Here is a 14,854-nt window from a genome sequence, read left to right as displayed (position 1 = left end):
GTGAACGAGTTTCCCCGATGGCCAGCCGCCTTGTCCTGAACCCACTCGCCGCCGCGTTGATCGCGGGTGCGCTCGGCGCCTGCAACACCGCCGACCGGCTGTCCCAGGTCGGCGCCACCCCGGCGCTGTCGGCGATCGAGGATCCCACCACCCAGCCCGGCTACAAGCCGGTGCGGATGCCGATGCCCGACGTGCAGCCGGTCTCCTACGCGCCGAACTCGCTCTGGCGCACCGGCTCGCGGGCGTTCTTCAAGGACCAGCGCGCCGCGCGCCTGGGCGACCTGCTGACCGTGAAGGTCAACGTCACCGACCAGGCCAACATCAGCAACGAGACCAAGCGTTCCCGGGCCAACACCGAGAGCTTCGGCCTGCCGAATGCCCTCGGGCTGGAGAACAACGCCGTCGGCAAGTCCTTCGGCGTCGGCAGCACCGCGCTCCTGTCGGCCACCTCGGCCACCGCCAACGACGGCGCCGGCTCGGTCCAGCGCGCCGAGACCGTGACCACCAACGTCGCCGCCGTGGTCACCCAGGTCCTGCCCAACGGCAACCTCGTGGTCGAGGGCAAGCAGGAGATCCGGGTGAACTTCGAGGTCCGCGAGATGGTGGTGGCCGGCGTGGTCCGGCCGGAGGACATCGAATCCGACAACACCATCGACTCGACCAAGATCGCCCAGGCCCGCATCGCCTATGGCGGCCGCGGCCAGATCACCGACGTGCAGCAGCCGCGCTACGGCCAGCAGATCGTCGATATCCTGCTGCCGTTCTGATGCGGCTCAGCTCGGCTCCTCCGGCTCCGGTCCGCGGGTCACGTCGAGGCCGGAGCCGGCACCGGCCGGTGGGCCGACCTTGACCGGAGCGCCGGTGCGGGCGGATTCGTAGATCGCCTCCATCAGGACCTGATCCTGCAGCCCCTCCTCGCCGGGGGTGCGGGGGCGCAGGTTCTCCTGGATGCAGCGGGAGAAGTGGTCGATCTCCAGCGCGAACTGGTTCTTCGGGCTCAGCACCTTCTCGTCGCGGGCGCCGGACTTGCCGTCGCGATGGGACACGAACAGGCGCTGCCCCTCGTACGCGAAGGCGTTCTGTAGATCGATCGCGGCGTTGCCGGTGTGCAGGGTCAGGCTGCGCGCCTCGTAGACGCCGTAGCTCGACGTGCATTGCGCGATCACGCCGGACGGGAAGCGCATGGTGAAGCTCACCGTCTCCTCGACCTCGCGGAACTTCGGATCGTCGGGCGGCGAGTAGATCTGAGCCTGGATCAGCTCCGGCTCCTCACCGAGCACCGCCCGGGTGGTGTTGAGGCAGTAGAGCCCGATATCCGGCAGCGACCCGCCGCCCGCCAGCGCCTTCTTGAGGCGCCACTGTTCCGGCAGCCCGGTGGTCTGGCCGTTGAACGCCTGGATCATCCGCGGGCGCCCGAACTCGCCCGAGCGGGCGAACTTGATCACCGCCCGGTTATGCGGCTCGTACTGGCAGCGATAGGCGATCATCAGCTTGACGTTGGCCTGGTTGCAGGCCGCGATCATGTCGCGGCATTCCTGCGACGCGACCGCCATCGGCTTCTCGCACAGCACCTGCTTGCCGGCCCCCGCCGCCGCCAGGACGTTGTCCCGGTGCACGCTGTTGGGCGTGACGATGTAGACCGCCTGGACCGCGGGATTGGCCTTGAGCCGATCCCACTCGTCGTAGCCGTAGACCGCGTCCTCGGGCAGTCCGTATTGCCGGGCCACGAGCTTGGCCTTGTCGGGGCTGCCCGACATCACCGCGGCCAGCCGCGAGCGCTTGGTCGCCCCGAAAGCTGGGAGGATCTCGTCGAGGCTCAGCCGGCCGAGGCCGACCACGCAATAGCCAATGCGCTGGCCCGGGGGCTGGGGCGCCGGGCTCGGGGCCGGCGGCCGATCGGCTTGACCGCGCCAGTTCGGGAACATCACGCGCCCGCCTTGGACCGCGCCGGTATCGGCCGGAATCGCCGGGCCGGGCTGGGCCGCCTGGGCGGCACCGCCGAGGCTCGCGCCCGCCAGCGCGCCTCCCGCGGCCAGGAGATTGCCTCGTGAGAGCCGGATATCGTCCGCCATGAGCCTCGCCGTGTCCCTGAATCCAGGCCGCGGCACCGAATCGCCGCGACGTCGGGCGAGCGTCCGCTATCGGCGCTGTCCCATCAGTGAACGCTAGCCGGCGCCGGGTCGTTTCCGCCGAGCAGCGCGGCGCGCAGACGCGCGACCTCGGCCTCGCTGTCGGCGCGGCGGCGGGCGAGGGCGTCCGGCTCGGACGCCGCCTGGGCCTGCGCGAAGCCGAGGCCGATCGTTGCGCCCGCGCGCCAGGCGACGAAGGCGCGCCGGGTCTCGTTCCGGCAGGGGATGAACAGCTCGAAACAATCCGGCAGCATGGCCGTGGGCGGGACGCCGATCCGGGCGCCGCCGAGCGAGACGTCCCGCACGATGTAGGCGATCTCCGGCAGGAAGGCTGCGACCCGGACGCGTCCGCCGAGGCAGACGCGGCGGCGGGCGGTTTGGCGACGCTCGATCACGATCGTGGTCCTCGGCTCCCGGTCGCTCCGACAACCGCCATCGCGCCCGGATCGTACCCGGAGGTCCGTCTTAACCTCCGGTTTACCTTAATCGCCCCGTCAGGCCGGGGGCGGCGGGTCCGGCGCCTCGACCTCGCCCCGCCGCTGGAGCTGGAGGGCGACGAACCAGCACAGCGACGCCCAGGCCGCGCCGATGCACCAGCCGGCCAGCACGTCGCTCGGCCAGTGGACGCCGAGATAGATCCGGCTGAGACCGACCAGCAGCGTCAGGCCGACCCCGAGCCCCAGGGCCAGGGCCTTCGCACCCCGATTGCGATCGACCCGGGCGACCAGGGTCGCGAGGGTCAGGTAGGCGATGGCCGACATGGTGGCATGGCCGCTCGGGAAGCTCGCCGTGAACACCTCCATGCCATGGGGCACGAGATCGGGCCGCGGCCGCTGGTAGAACAGCTTCAGCACCGTCGAGACCAGCTCGCCGCTGCCGACCGCGACGAGCATGAACAGCCCGATCCGCCGTCGTCCCGAGACCGCCAGATAGGCCGCCGCCGCGCAGGTCAGGAACAGCACCGTGAAGACGCTGCCGAGCCCCGTGATGTCGCGCATCGTCTCCTCGAGCCAGGGCGGCCCGATCGGATCGGAGAGGTCGGCCGGGTTGCGCAGGGCGAGCAGGATCTTGCGGTCCAGCGCCGCGGTCGAGCCCTCTCCGACCTCGTGGGCGAGGTAGAAGAAGCCGTAGCCGAGGATGCTGACGCCCAGCAGGGCGACCAGCGGGCCGACCTCGTTCAGCCGCAGGCGCAGCCAGACGGCCATCGCGCGCCCGGTGATGGGATTGTGCTGGAGTCGACCCGGCGCCCTCATGGCGCTCCCTCCCCGGTCAGCGTGACACCCATCAGGCATTCTCCCCGAAGACCAGCGTGGCGACGGCCTCCCAGGGGCCGCCCAGATAGCGCCACAGCCGCGTCGCGGGGGCGGTGAAGTGGAATGGCGCGAAACCCGCCGCCAGGTCGGCGTGGAGGGCGCGCGCCTTGTCCGGGGTGACCTTGTTCTGCACCGTGACGTGCGGGCGCCAGCCCTGGCGATCCTGCGCAGTGAGGTAAGGCTCGAACGTGCTGGCGAGGCGGGCCCGGAAGTTCGCCAGCGATGGGGATTCGAGGATGTAGGCGACGCCGCGGCCGGTAAAGCGCAGGCCCGTGACGGCGACGCCGGGAGCCGGCACCGTGCGCGCCAGGCTCGTCACCGCCTCGATCACGCCGCGCTCCCGATCCCCCGGCAGGTGGTGGAACAGCGTCGCGTGGGCCGGGATGAAGTTCAGGGCCTCGGGGAAGTTGCGTCGGCGCTCGCCGTCGAAGCGCGCGAAGGTCGGCTCGTCGAAGGCGAGCGTCAGGATCAGGGGGGCCGCGTCATGCATGCGAGGCGACATGGCGCCCAAACCCGCTCAGGTCCAGTACAGTACCCGCGCGGCGGGTAGATCGCGGGCCAGGCGATCGGTGAGATGCGCCCGCATCGCCTGCATCAGCGGCTTCGGGAAGACGTGCTTCACCGTGCCGAACTTGGTGCGCTTCTCGACCCGGTCGGCCTCGTCGAGCGGAAGGTCCGAGCCCGGATACCAGCCGCGCAGGACCGTCTTCGAGATGGGCGTGAACCGGTGGGTGATGAGTTCCACGGTCAAGTCCAGATCGGGGATCCCGGCGAGCGCGTCGGCAGCGTCGCGGATCAGGCCGGCATAGGCCGCCTCCCAACCCTCCACCGGGATGATCGGCGCGATGGTCAGGCCCACCGGATAACCGGCCCGCGCCATGGCGCCCATCGCGGCGAGCCGCGCGTCGAGGGGGTCGGTGCCGCCCTCGTAGCGCGAAGCGGGTCGGGCATTGACCGAGAAGCGGATGCGCGTGCGCCGGTTGTGCGGCAGGTCGAGCAGCGGCGCGACCGCGGCGAATTTCGTCGTGTAGCGCAGTTGCACCGGCGCGTCCCAGGCGCCGAAATGCCGGATCGCCGCCGAGAGCGAGCCGGTCAGGTGCTCGATGCCCAGCGGATCCGTGTAGCAGGACGCCTCGAAGGTCGTGCCCTCATGCGCGCGCTCGGCCGAGACCGAGGTGACGGCGCCCTGGCCGGCATAGGCGGCGAGATTGCCCAGGATCGCGTCGAGATTGGCGTAAGCCCGGGTCACCGGCGGCCCTTGGAGCGAGCCGGCCAGGTAGCAATACTGGCAATGGGCCGGGCAGCCTTCCGCGAGGTCGAAACGCCAATCGGCCGAGGGCGGGATCGGCTGGAGCCGGAGCTTGGTTGGCGGCGCCACCGTGATGGCGAGCGTCGCCTTGGCCGCGATATAGGCCTGGCGCGGATCGGCATCGCGCAGGCCGGTGAGGCGGTTGGCCGAGAGCCGTTCCACCGGCAACCCCATCGCCTCGGCCCGGGCCACCATGGCCCGGCCATGGGCGAAATCCAGCGCGGCCGGGGTCACCAGCACCCGGCGCGGGCGCCAGAGCCGGGCCGGACGGGGGCGGTGGTCCGGATCGGGCCGTTCGGCCGGCGGGGCGGGCATCAGGGCTGGGGACGACGACATGCTTGTCGAACGCGTGCCCTCCGCGCCGGGTCCGGCCCAGGCGCCCCAGCCCGGTGCGGCGGAAGCGCTCGCCGCCGTCTTGGAGGCAAGCGCGGTGGGGCTCAAGCCGGCGCGCGGGGCGCCGAGCCGTTCCCGATTGCAAGCCGGTCCGGAACGGCTCTAAAGCACGGCCATGGCTGCAGGCAGGGAGAGCGTACATGTCGGCCGCGACGGATGGCTGTTCCTCACCGGCGGCAGCAACCGCGTCATGGATCGCTACCGGGGCGGCCTGCGGCACTGGCTGCTGCTGCGCGGCTGGACGCGGCTGATCGCGGCCAGGGCCCGGCGGGCCGAAAGCCTCGGGATCCGCTGCCTGCACGTGATCGTGCCGGAGAAGCTCTCGGTCTACGACGACAAGGTCGAAGGGCTGCGCTACGACCCGGCCAAGGCCTCCACTCGGCGCCTGGCCCGGCGCCTCGCGCGGCACCCCGCCTATCTCGACCTGCTGGCCCCGCTCCGGGCGGGGCGCGACGGCCCGGTGCCGCTCTACCTGCGCACCGACACCCATTGGACTATCCAGGGCTGCCTGCTGGCTTATCGCGAGATCATGCGCGCCCTCGGGGCCATCCCGCCGGCCGATATCGGGGCGCGGCCGCAGGTCGTCTCGGAGGAGGTCATGGATCTCGGCGAGAAGCTCCGCGAGAAGCCCCGGGAACGGCTGGACCGCTTCATGCTGCAGCGCGACGCCAAGCGGGTCGAGGTCGGTCCGATGCTCGCCGCCTACGAAGCGCAGGGGCGGGACCGGGAGGCCCATGTCGGCGCCCATGTCGTCTACCGGAACGAGGCGGACGGCGCCGATCCGCGCCGGCTCGTCCTGTTCGGCGATTCCTGCGCGCATTTCGACCCGTTCCTGCTGACCGGGCTCCTCGCCGAAAGCTTCCGCGAGGTGCACTTCGTCTGGTCGGCGAACCTGGACTGGGCCTATATCGAGCGCGTGCGCCCGGACATCCTGCTGTTCGAGCTGGCCGAGCGCTTTCTCGCCCGGCTGCCGAAGGACGATTTCGACGTGGCGGTGGCGGGCCAGCGCGGGACCGGCGGGCGCCTCGCGCAGGTCAACGGCGAGAAGGTCGCCCCGGCTCAGTAGATCGCCGGATCCAGCCGGGCGAAATCCGTGACGCTCGCCGCCTGATATTTGGCGAACGTCTCCGGCGCGCAGGCGATGCCGATCATCAGCAGGAGCAGGGTCGCGAGGCAGGCCAGCGTCGCCGTGACCACGTCCGCGTGCCGCCGAAGGGTGTGGATGATCAGGCACCCCAGGGTGAACAGGGCCGCCTCGGCGACGGGCACCATCACGAACGACATCTCTCAGCTCCATCCAGTCTCCCGCCGGGCCGGGGTCGCTGCGGACGCGCAGCGGCGGGCGGGTGACCGGAAGATGGTCGATTATGTTGCACTGCAACAGAAGCGCGAGCGCAAGCCTGCATTGCGCACAACTCGTAAGCGGGCCGGAACCGAACCGAAGGACGTGGCGCACCCCTTCCCGCGCGCGGCCGGGCTCCCATCTCGCCACGATCCTCTTCTGGAACGGAACATCACCATGGGCCTCCTCGTCGACGGCGTCTGGCGCGACCAATGGTACGACACCGCCTCGACCGGCGGGCGATTCGAGCGGAAGGCCTCGTCCTTCCGCAATTGGGTGACCGCGGATGGCGCGCCGGGCCCGTCGGGGGAGGGCGGCTTCAAGGCGGAGCCGGGGCGCTACCACCTCTACGTCTCGCTGGCCTGCCCCTGGGCCCACCGGACCCTGATCGGGCGCGCCCTGAAGGGATTGGCGGAGGCGATCACCGTCTCGGTGGTCGATCCGCATATGGGCTCCGAGGGCTGGGTGTTCGGGGACACGCCCGGGGCGACGCCGGACCCGATCCACCACGCCAGCCGTCTCTACGAAGTCTACCGGGCAGCCGACCCGTCCTATACCGGCCGGGTCACCGTGCCGGTGCTGTGGGACCGGGAGCGCGCCACCATCGTGTCGAACGAATCCGCCGAGATCCTGCGGATGCTGAACGGCGCCTTCGGGGGCACCGGGCCGGACCTGTACCCCGAGGATTTGCGCGCCGAGATCGATGCGATCAACGAGCGCGTCTACGACCGGGTCAATAACGGCGTCTACAAGGCCGGCTTCGCCACCGCGCAGGATGCCTATGCCGCCGCCTTCGAGGCGCTGTTCGCCGAACTCGATGGGCTTGAGGAACGCCTCGACCGCGGCCGCTATCTCTGCGGCGACAGGCTGACCGAGGCCGATATCCGGCTGTTCACGACGCTGGTGCGGTTCGATGCCGTCTATGTCGGGCACTTCAAGTGCAACCGCCGCCGGATCGCCGACTATCCGAATTTGTCGAACTACCTGCGCGACCTCTACGCGCTGCCCGGTGTGGCCCCGACCGTGAACCTCACGCACATCAAGCGCCACTATTACGAGAGCCACCCGACCATCAATCCGACGCGGATCGTGCCGCTGGGGCCGGATCTCGACTTTTCCGCGCCCAACGACCGCGCCCTGCGATTCGGCTAGGGTGCCGTCCGGCCCGGGCCGATCGGCGCGCCTCCCTCGACAGGCGGACCCAGACGCCTAGTTCGACGGAAAACGGAGGAGACCCGGCCCGCCATGACCATACGCCTGCGCCTCGCGCTGCTCTGCGCCCTGTTCACCGTGCCGAGCGCGGCGCATGCCCAGGCGGCGCTCCGGCTGGAAGGGACCTGCGAGAAGCTGGTCGTCGACGGGCGCGATCTCACCGCCACCTGCAGCACCGTGCTGGTCAACGCGGTGAGCCGCAACCGGACGAGCTTCGACTTCAGCGCGGCGGATGGCCAGACGCTGAGCTTCAGCGGCAACGGCGCCCAGCAGGAGGCCACCGAGGAGACCGACCCGCTGCAGCCGATCAACCTCGTGATGGTCGGCAAGGACGGGGCCCCGACGCTGGCGATCGGCGCCTGCCGGTTCTCCACGCCGGAGCCCGGCCGCACCGCGATCACCTGCGAGGCCAGCACTGCGGATGGCCATGCCTATGCGGGGACCTTCGTCACCGCCGCCAAACCTGCGGAGAAGGCGCCCCCGGGGGCACCGGCGCGGTGAGTTTGGGCTGGTCAGACACGGTCCGAAGCCCCATCTAAGGCGCTCCACGTAAAAAGTTCCGAAGCCAGGCCAATGCTGAATGACACCCTCGCCGGCGGCGCCGCCCCGGGCGGCGACGCCGATGCCCTGATCAAGGACACGACCACCGCGGGCTTCCGTCAGGATGTCATCGCCGAGTCGATGCATCGGCCGGTCCTGGTCGATTTCTGGGCGCCGTGGTGCGGCCCCTGCAAGCAGCTCACCCCCGTTCTGGAAAAGGTGGTCAAGGCGTCGAAGGGCGCGGTCGCCCTGGTCAAGATGAACATCGACGACCATCCCTCGATCGCCGGCCAGCTCGGCATCCAGTCGATCCCCGCCGTGATCGTCTTCCAGAAGGGTCAGCCCGTCGACGGCTTCATGGGCGCGGTGCCCGAGAGCCAGATCAAGGAGCTGATCGATCGCGTCGCCGGCCCGGCCCAGGATCCGGTCGAGGCGGCGCTCGCCGACGCCGCCGCCCTGATCGAGGAGGGCGACCTTGCGGGCGCCTCCGAGATCTACGCGGCCGTGCTCGAGCAGCAGCCCGACAACGTGACGGCGCTCGCCGGACTGGCGAAGATGCAGCTCGATGCCGGCGAGATCGAGAACGCCAAGCGCGTGCTGGCCATGGTGCCGGAGGCGAAAGCCGCCGACCCGGCGCTCGCGGGCATCCGCGCGGCCCTCGAACTTGCCGAGCAGGCAGCGTCCCTCGGCGACCTGTCGGGCCTGCAGCGGGAGGTCGAGGCCAACCCGGACGCGCATCAGGCGCGGTTCGACCTTGCCCTCGGGCTCGCGGCCGCCGGCGAACGCAGCCAAGCGGTCGATCACCTGATCGAGCTGCGCAAGCGCGACAAGGATTGGAACGACGACGCGGCGCGCAAGCAGCTGCTGCAGTTCTTCGAGGCGTGGGGCGTGATGGATCCCGACACGATCCGGGGACGGCGCAAGCTCTCGGCGCTCCTGTTCTCGTGATGCCTCAGCTCGCCCTGGGGCGGAGCTTCCGGCCCAGCTTTAGGCCCATCCGGGAGGCGCCATGAGCACCCATGCGAGCTACAAGGGCCCGGCGGATTGCCCCGCCGTCATCCCGGTCTTTCCGCTGCCCGGCGCCTTGCTGCTGCCGCGCGGCCAGATGCCCCTCAACATCTTCGAGCCGCGTTACCTGTCGATGATCGACGACGCGATGCGCACGGACCGGATCATCGGGATGATCCAGCCCGATCCGGACGGGTCGGGCGCGGCGAATCCGAAGCTCTACCGGGTCGGCTGCGCCGGACGGATCACGCAATACGCCGAGACCGGCGACGGCCGTTATCTGATCTCCTTGACCGGGGTCAGCCGCTTCCGGGTCGAGAGCGAGCTCGCCTCGACCGGTGCCTACCGCCGCTGCCACGTCTCCTACGACGCGTTCGCGGTGGACTTCGAGCCGCGGGCGGGCGAGGAACAGGTGGACCGCGACGGCGTGCTCAAGGCGCTGCGCGACTTCGTGGAATCGAACGATCTGAAGGTGGATTGGGCCGGGATCGACGAGGCGCCCGACGAGGCGCTGGTCAACGCCCTCTGCATGATGAGCCCGTTCGGCGTCCGCGAGAAGCAGGCGATGCTGGAGGCGCCCGACCTCAAAACGAGAGCGGAGATCCTGATCGCGGTCACGCAGATGGAATTGGTTCGCGGCTCCGGGCCCGAGCCGACGATGCAATAGGTTCGCACGACCGATGACCAACGACCTGACACAGACCATCGAGGCGACGCGCGTGGATCCCAAGCTCCTGGAAATCTTGGTCTGCCCGCTGACCAAGGGCACTTTGGAATACGATTCCGCCCGGCAGGAGCTGATCAGCCGCTCCGCCAAGCTAGCCTACCCGATCCGCGACGGCATCCCGATCATGCTGCCGGAAGAGGCGCGCCCGCTGACGGATTGAGGGGCCGAGGGGGTCGCGAGAGGTTGAAAGGTGGGCTTTAAACGCCTGCCGTAGGGGCGCTTGGCTTCGCACGACAGTTTTCGCATCGTCCGTAGAGCGCCGACACAAAGCCCGCTCCAACGATGGCGCGCCTCTCCCTCGCCCTCTGCGGGAGGGGAGGCGCATGGGTCTGGCGGCCATGCTCATCCAGCGACGATCCGAAATACGATCTTCGAGCGAACGCCCGCCCCAACCGCCAAGCAATCGCAAAACGCAGCGTGGCTATTGCCGTCTCTGTCGCACGCGTATCCTGATCTCATCGCGAAAACCGCGCGGCCATACTCTTGCCGCTTCCTGCGTTCAGCATGGAGTCATCCTCCATCGACGAGTGTGACCCGGCGCGCCATCACGGGCGGCGCGTGCTTTGCTGAAAGAGATTCCTGCATGATCAAGCTGGTCGCCGCCGCGGCGCTCGCCGCCGGCCTGTCCTCCGCCGTGTCGCTGTCGGCGCATGCCGAGCCGGGCGCCAATAACGGGACGTGGTCGGTGGAGCTCGTGACGGAGAGCGGCCTGTGCAGCGCCCGCTACTCCTACGCGCTGGCGATCCGCCAGGGTCAGGTCCAGCTGATCTCGGGCGAGGCGGGCGCCCGGGTGAGCGGCCATGTCGGTGCCGACGGCAGCGTCGGGCTCGCCGTCAGCAACGGCACGGCGAGCGGTACCGGGACCGGGCGGCTCCAGGCCGGCACCGGCTCGGGCACCTGGAAGGTCGCCTCCCTGTGCTCCGGCCGCTGGACGGCGCGGCGCAGGAACGACCGCACCGCGCAGGCCGATTGAGCGGCGCCTTAGGCGGCGCCGGCGAGCCAGGTCCGCGCCTCGGCGAGGCGGGCGCGCTCGAACACCTTGATCTGGGTCGGCGAGACGAAGTTGAAGGTCTCGGCCAGCGCCTTCAGCCAGGGCGCATCGGTCACCAGGGCGACGTGGCTGACGCTCTTCATCATCGAGATGCCGAAGCGGGGATCCTTGAAGAAGGCCGCCGGCTCCATGCCCTCGAAGGCGCGGATATCCTCGAGCAGCTTGAGCTTGCCGCCCTTGTCGAGGTCCGCCTTCATGGCGGTCATGGCGGCGTTCATCTCCTCGTCGGAGATCTTGCCGTCGACCACGATCTCGGCGACGTTCGAATCCGGCGTCTTGGTATAGGTCAGCACTGATCGCTCCTCCGGGAACCGCACGCGTCCCGCCGCCGGTCTCCGGCCGCGGGTCCGCCGCCCGTGCCCCAGTGTCTTACAAAAAGCTCTGCGGGTCGACATCGATCGCGACCTTGACGTTGCCGCGCACCTTCGGGCCGCGGGCGATCCAGGCACGTAGATAGGCCTGCATGTCGACGTTGCGCTCGGTCTTCACCAGCAGCCGGAACCGGTAGCGGCCCCGGACCAGGGCAAGCGGCGCCTCGGCGGGTCCCAGCACCATCACGCCCTCCGGCGGGTCGGCGGCGCGGGCGAGCGCCTGGCCGTGGGCCTCGGCAACCTCGCGCTCGGCGGCTGAGACGATCAGCGCGGCGAGCCGTCCGAACGGCGGCAGCCCGGCCGCCTCGCGGGCCTGGATCTCCTCCTGGTAGAAGCGCTCGGCATCCCCGGACAGCAGGGAGGCGATCACCGGATGCTCGGGCTGGTAGGTCTGGACCAGCGCCCGACCGGGCTTGTCGCCGCGCCCGGCCCGGCCGGTGACCTGCTGGAGCAGCTGGAAGGTGCGCTCCGCCGCCCGGGGGTCGCCCGAGGTCAGGCCGATATCGGCGTCCAGCACCCCGACCAGGGTCAGGCTCGGGAAGTTGTGGCCCTTGGCCACCAGCTGCGTGCCGATCACGAGATCGCACTCGCCGGCTGCCACCGCCTCCAGCTCCTGGCGCAGCCGGTCGGCGCCGCCGGGAAAGTCGCTCGACAGGACGACGATGCGCCGGTCGGGAAACAGCCCGGCGGCCTCCTCGGCGATCCGCTCGACACCGGGGCCGCAGGCCGTGAGGTTGTCGAAAGTGCCGCACTCGGTGCAGGCGTCGGGCCGCCGCTCGGTATAGCCGCATTGGTGGCAGACGAGCGCCCGCCGGAACCGGTGCTCCACGAGCCAGGTCGAGCAGTTCTTGCACTGGTAGCGGTGGCCACAGGCCCGGCACAGGGTGAGCGGCGCGTAGCCCCGGCGGTTGAGGAACAGCAGAGCCTGCTCGCCGCGCTCCAGGGTGTGCTTCACGGCGTTGACCAGCGGCGGGCTGAGGAAGCGGCCGCGCTCGGGCTGGTCCTTGCGCATGTCGATGGCGGCGATGTCGGGCAAGCGGCGGCCGCCGAAGCGCTCCGGCAGCAGGACGTGGCGATAGCGGCCCCGCGCGGCGTTCACCCGCGTCTCGATCGAGGGCGTCGCCGATGCCAGGACCACCGGGCAGCCCTCCAGACGCCCGCGCACCACCGCCATGTCGCGGGCGTGGTAATGGACGCCGTCCTCCTGCTTGTAGGCGGCCTCGTGCTCCTCATCGACCACGATCAGGCCTAGGCGGGCAAAGGGCAGGAACAGGGCCGAGCGGGCGCCGACCACCACCAGGGCCTCGCCGGCCGCCACGGCCGCCCGCAGGCGCTCCCGCCGCTTGCCGCCGACGCCGGAATGCCAGGCCGCGGGACGGACCCCGAAGCGCTGGGCGAAGCGGTCGAGGAACTGGGCCGTCAGGGCGATCTCGGGCATCAGGATCAGCGCCTGCCGCCCGGTGCGGATGCAGGCCGCCACCGCCTCGAAATAGACCTCGGTCTTGCCCGATCCGGTGACGCCCTCGAGCAGGATCGGCCGGTTATCGGCGGCCTCGGCCTCGGGATGCAGCCAGGGGAACGGCTCGACCAGTTCGGCCACCGCCTCGGCCTGAGCGGGGGAGAGCGGTGTCCGCGGGAAATCGGGGTCGGGCGGCGGGGCGACCGGCTCGGGCTCGACCGCGACGGCCTCCAGGACGCCGTCGTCGATCAGGCCGTCCACCACCGAGAGCGAGACCCCGGCCTCCTTGGCGAGCGCGCTCTTGCCGCGCAGCGCGCGGTCGGCCGCCGCGGCCAGGACCTTGGCCCGCGCCGCGGTCGGCCGGGTCGGCTGCTTGTCGGTGAGGCGCACCGCCACCCGGGCGGTCTCGGCGGCGGCGGCCTCGTCGGGCAGGCGCAGGACCATGGCGAGCGCCGAGCCCTTCGGGGCCAGGGTGTAGCGGGCGATCCAGTCGACCAGGCTGCGCAGGGGCTCGGAGAGCGGCGCGTAGGGCAGGCGTCCGGTGACCGGGCGCAGGTTCGAGCCGCCGGCGGTCTCGGCCAGGCCCCAGACCACGCCGACGATCTCCCGGGGGCCGAGCGGGACCTGCACCACGTCGCCGACCGAAAGGTCGAGGGTGCCGGGCACGACGTAGCTGTAGGGCGCATCGAGCGCCAGCGGGATCAGGATCTCGGCGACAAAGGGCATGCGGGGCGTATCGGGCGGGTCCGTTCCGGGTCCGTACCACAGGGCCGGGAAAAGAACCCGCGGCTTCAGCGGTCACGCAGGCCCGGCACCAGGGGCAGGGCGGCGAGGCTGAGCGCCGCCATCGCCCAGAAGGCCGAAGCGCCGAACGCCCCGTAGAGCGCGCCGGAGGCCAGGGTGGCGAGCACGCCGGACAGGCCCAGTGCCACGGTGCCGTAGAGCGCCAGGGCGGTCGCCCGGAGCTCCGAGGGCGTGCTGGCCTCGATCAGGCCGAGGCAGGCGAGGTGCAGCAGCGCGAAGCTCAATCCGTGCAAGGCCTCAGCGGCCGCGAGAAGCGGGATCGCGGTGGTGGAGGCGAGCACCGCCCAGCGCAGGGCGCCGGCGCAGGCCGCGACCGCGATCCCGGCGGGCAGGCCGATCCGCGCCAGAAGCGGGGGACCGGCGAGGAGGAAGACCAGCACCTCGGCGGCCACCGATCCCGACCACAGCAATCCGGCGGTCCCGGCCCCGATCCCCGCGTCGCGCCACAGGATCATCGCGAAGGCGTCGTGCAGCGCATGGGCGCCGATCACCAGCGACGCCGCGACGAGGGTGCGACGAAAATGCGCCAGCCGCAGCAACGCGGCGAAGTTTTCGTCGAGCCGCGGGCCGGTCTTCGCCAAGCCGCCCCGGACCGGCAGGGCCAGGGCCGCCCCGGACGCCGCGATGAAGAGGAGGCCGCTCGCCACCAGGGCGGCGGCCAGGCCGTACGATCCGATCAGCCAGCCGGCGGCGCCGGTGGCGGCGATGAAGGCGGCCGAGCCGGCAGCCCGGACCCAGCCGTACTGGAACACCGCGCCACCCCGGGCGGCGGCGAGCGCCAGTGCGTCGGCAAGGGGCGGCGGGGCCGCGGTGCCGGCGGCGTACAGGAGGGCCGGCCCGAGGAGCTGCCAGAACCCCGCGCCGGGCAGGTGCGCCAGGACCGCGAGACCGGCCAGCGCGACGCTCCCCGCAAGGACGGGGCGGGCGGCCCGGCGCCGATCGGCGAAGGCCCCGGCCAGGGGGCCGACCCCGAGCCGCAGGGCGCCGGCGGCGGCGAGGACGGCGCCGATCTGGCCGGGGCTCAGGCCCCGCGCCGCCAGGAAGCCAGGCAGGATCGGCGACAGGAGGCCGTAGGCGCCGTAGAGGGCGGCGTACAGGACGAGGAAGCGGGTGAGACCGCCCCGCCACCCTTCGCTGCGCGCGCCCGAATCCATCGCGGCGCCGGATCAGGAGGCCGGCGGAGGGCAGGTGGGCAT

At 71.2% G+C, this 14,854-nt stretch carries 17 protein-coding genes; 8 read left to right on the top strand and 9 right to left on the bottom strand.

The window, feature by feature from the left end:
- Positions 1–17 precede the first annotated feature (17 nt).
- The gene (gene flgH / locus AKJ13_RS21625; RefSeq protein WP_050735218.1) at positions 18–767 is read left to right on the top strand and encodes a flagellar basal body L-ring protein FlgH; all 750 of its coding nucleotides are present in this window, start codon (positions 18–20) and stop codon (positions 765–767) included.
- Between the two features lie 6 nt (positions 768–773).
- Here the strand turns inward: flgH and AKJ13_RS21620 are convergent, their stop codons facing one another.
- From AKJ13_RS21620 to AKJ13_RS21600, 5 genes are all read right to left on the bottom strand, one after another.
- Entirely contained in the window at positions 774–2,072 is a 1,299-nt protein-coding gene (locus AKJ13_RS21620; RefSeq protein ID WP_050735217.1) for a Gfo/Idh/MocA family oxidoreductase, read from the bottom strand.
- A gap of 83 nt (positions 2,073–2,155) precedes the next feature.
- The gene (locus AKJ13_RS21615; RefSeq protein WP_050735216.1) at positions 2,156–2,524 is read right to left on the bottom strand and encodes a hypothetical protein; all 369 of its coding nucleotides are present in this window, start codon (positions 2,522–2,524) and stop codon (positions 2,156–2,158) included.
- A 99-nt stretch (positions 2,525–2,623) separates the two neighbouring features.
- A complete protein-coding gene (locus AKJ13_RS21610; protein WP_050735215.1) occupies positions 2,624–3,382 on the bottom strand; it encodes a phosphatase PAP2 family protein in 759 nt (252 codons plus the stop codon).
- A gap of 31 nt (positions 3,383–3,413) precedes the next feature.
- Complete coding sequence (locus tag AKJ13_RS21605) at positions 3,414–3,932, bottom strand: 2'-5' RNA ligase family protein (protein ID WP_050735214.1); 519 nt, start codon at positions 3,930–3,932, stop codon at positions 3,414–3,416.
- A gap of 27 nt (positions 3,933–3,959) precedes the next feature.
- Positions 3,960–5,066: a spore photoproduct lyase family protein gene (locus AKJ13_RS21600; protein ID WP_050735213.1), complete on the bottom strand. Its 1,107-nt coding sequence runs from the start codon at positions 5,064–5,066 to the stop codon at positions 3,960–3,962.
- A 193-nt stretch (positions 5,067–5,259) separates the two neighbouring features.
- On the opposite strand from AKJ13_RS21600, the gene AKJ13_RS21595 reads away from it, so the two are divergent.
- Positions 5,260–6,210, top strand: a complete 951-nt coding sequence (locus AKJ13_RS21595) for a hypothetical protein (RefSeq protein ID WP_050735212.1) — start codon at positions 5,260–5,262, stop codon at positions 6,208–6,210.
- On the opposite strand, the gene AKJ13_RS21590 is transcribed toward AKJ13_RS21595, so the two are convergent.
- Complete coding sequence (locus AKJ13_RS21590; RefSeq protein ID WP_050735211.1) at positions 6,204–6,428, bottom strand: hypothetical protein; 225 nt, start codon at positions 6,426–6,428, stop codon at positions 6,204–6,206. The two genes, AKJ13_RS21595 and AKJ13_RS21590, sit on opposite strands and share 7 nt — an antisense overlap.
- 235 nt (positions 6,429–6,663) lie before the next feature.
- Here AKJ13_RS21590 and AKJ13_RS21585 point away from each other — a divergent pair, with 235 nt between their 5' ends.
- From AKJ13_RS21585 to AKJ13_RS21560, 6 genes are all read left to right on the top strand, one after another.
- Positions 6,664–7,638, top strand: a complete 975-nt coding sequence (locus AKJ13_RS21585) for a glutathione S-transferase family protein (protein WP_050735210.1) — start codon at positions 6,664–6,666, stop codon at positions 7,636–7,638.
- A 93-nt stretch (positions 7,639–7,731) separates the two neighbouring features.
- Positions 7,732–8,199: a hypothetical protein gene (locus tag AKJ13_RS21580; protein ID WP_050735209.1), complete on the top strand. Its 468-nt coding sequence runs from the start codon at positions 7,732–7,734 to the stop codon at positions 8,197–8,199.
- A gap of 72 nt (positions 8,200–8,271) precedes the next feature.
- Positions 8,272–9,186 carry a thioredoxin gene (gene trxA / locus AKJ13_RS21575; RefSeq protein ID WP_050735208.1) on the top strand — a complete coding sequence of 305 codons (915 nt, stop codon included), beginning with the start codon at positions 8,272–8,274 and terminating at the stop codon, positions 9,184–9,186.
- 61 nt (positions 9,187–9,247) lie between these two features.
- Positions 9,248–9,913: an LON peptidase substrate-binding domain-containing protein gene (locus AKJ13_RS21570; protein WP_050735207.1), complete on the top strand. Its 666-nt coding sequence runs from the start codon at positions 9,248–9,250 to the stop codon at positions 9,911–9,913.
- Positions 9,914–9,926: 13 nt separating this feature from the next.
- Positions 9,927–10,133 carry a Trm112 family protein gene (locus tag AKJ13_RS21565; RefSeq protein ID WP_050735206.1) on the top strand — a complete coding sequence of 69 codons (207 nt, stop codon included), beginning with the start codon at positions 9,927–9,929 and terminating at the stop codon, positions 10,131–10,133.
- 423 nt (positions 10,134–10,556) lie between these two features.
- A complete protein-coding gene (locus AKJ13_RS21560) occupies positions 10,557–10,946 on the top strand; it encodes a hypothetical protein (protein WP_050735205.1) in 390 nt (129 codons plus the stop codon).
- A gap of 8 nt (positions 10,947–10,954) precedes the next feature.
- Here the strand turns inward: AKJ13_RS21560 and AKJ13_RS21555 are convergent, their stop codons facing one another.
- The 3 genes from AKJ13_RS21555 to AKJ13_RS21545 all read right to left on the bottom strand — a co-directional run bounded on the left by AKJ13_RS21555 (position 10,955) and on the right by AKJ13_RS21545 (position 14,812).
- The gene (locus tag AKJ13_RS21555) at positions 10,955–11,317 is read right to left on the bottom strand and encodes an STAS/SEC14 domain-containing protein (RefSeq protein ID WP_007564720.1); all 363 of its coding nucleotides are present in this window, start codon (positions 11,315–11,317) and stop codon (positions 10,955–10,957) included.
- 76 nt (positions 11,318–11,393) lie between these two features.
- Positions 11,394–13,580: a primosomal protein N' gene (locus AKJ13_RS21550; RefSeq protein WP_050735204.1), complete on the bottom strand. Its 2,187-nt coding sequence runs from the start codon at positions 13,578–13,580 to the stop codon at positions 11,394–11,396.
- Positions 13,581–13,645: 65 nt separating this feature from the next.
- A complete protein-coding gene (locus tag AKJ13_RS21545; protein WP_050735203.1) occupies positions 13,646–14,812 on the bottom strand; it encodes an MFS transporter in 1,167 nt (388 codons plus the stop codon).
- Positions 14,813–14,854: the final 42 nt, after the last annotated feature.

It is taken from the genome of Methylobacterium sp. ARG-1 (assembly GCF_001262595.1).
Taxonomy (GTDB): domain Bacteria; phylum Pseudomonadota; class Alphaproteobacteria; order Rhizobiales; family Beijerinckiaceae; genus Methylobacterium; species Methylobacterium brachiatum.
This window is presented reverse-complemented; position numbering and strand designations above follow the sequence as displayed.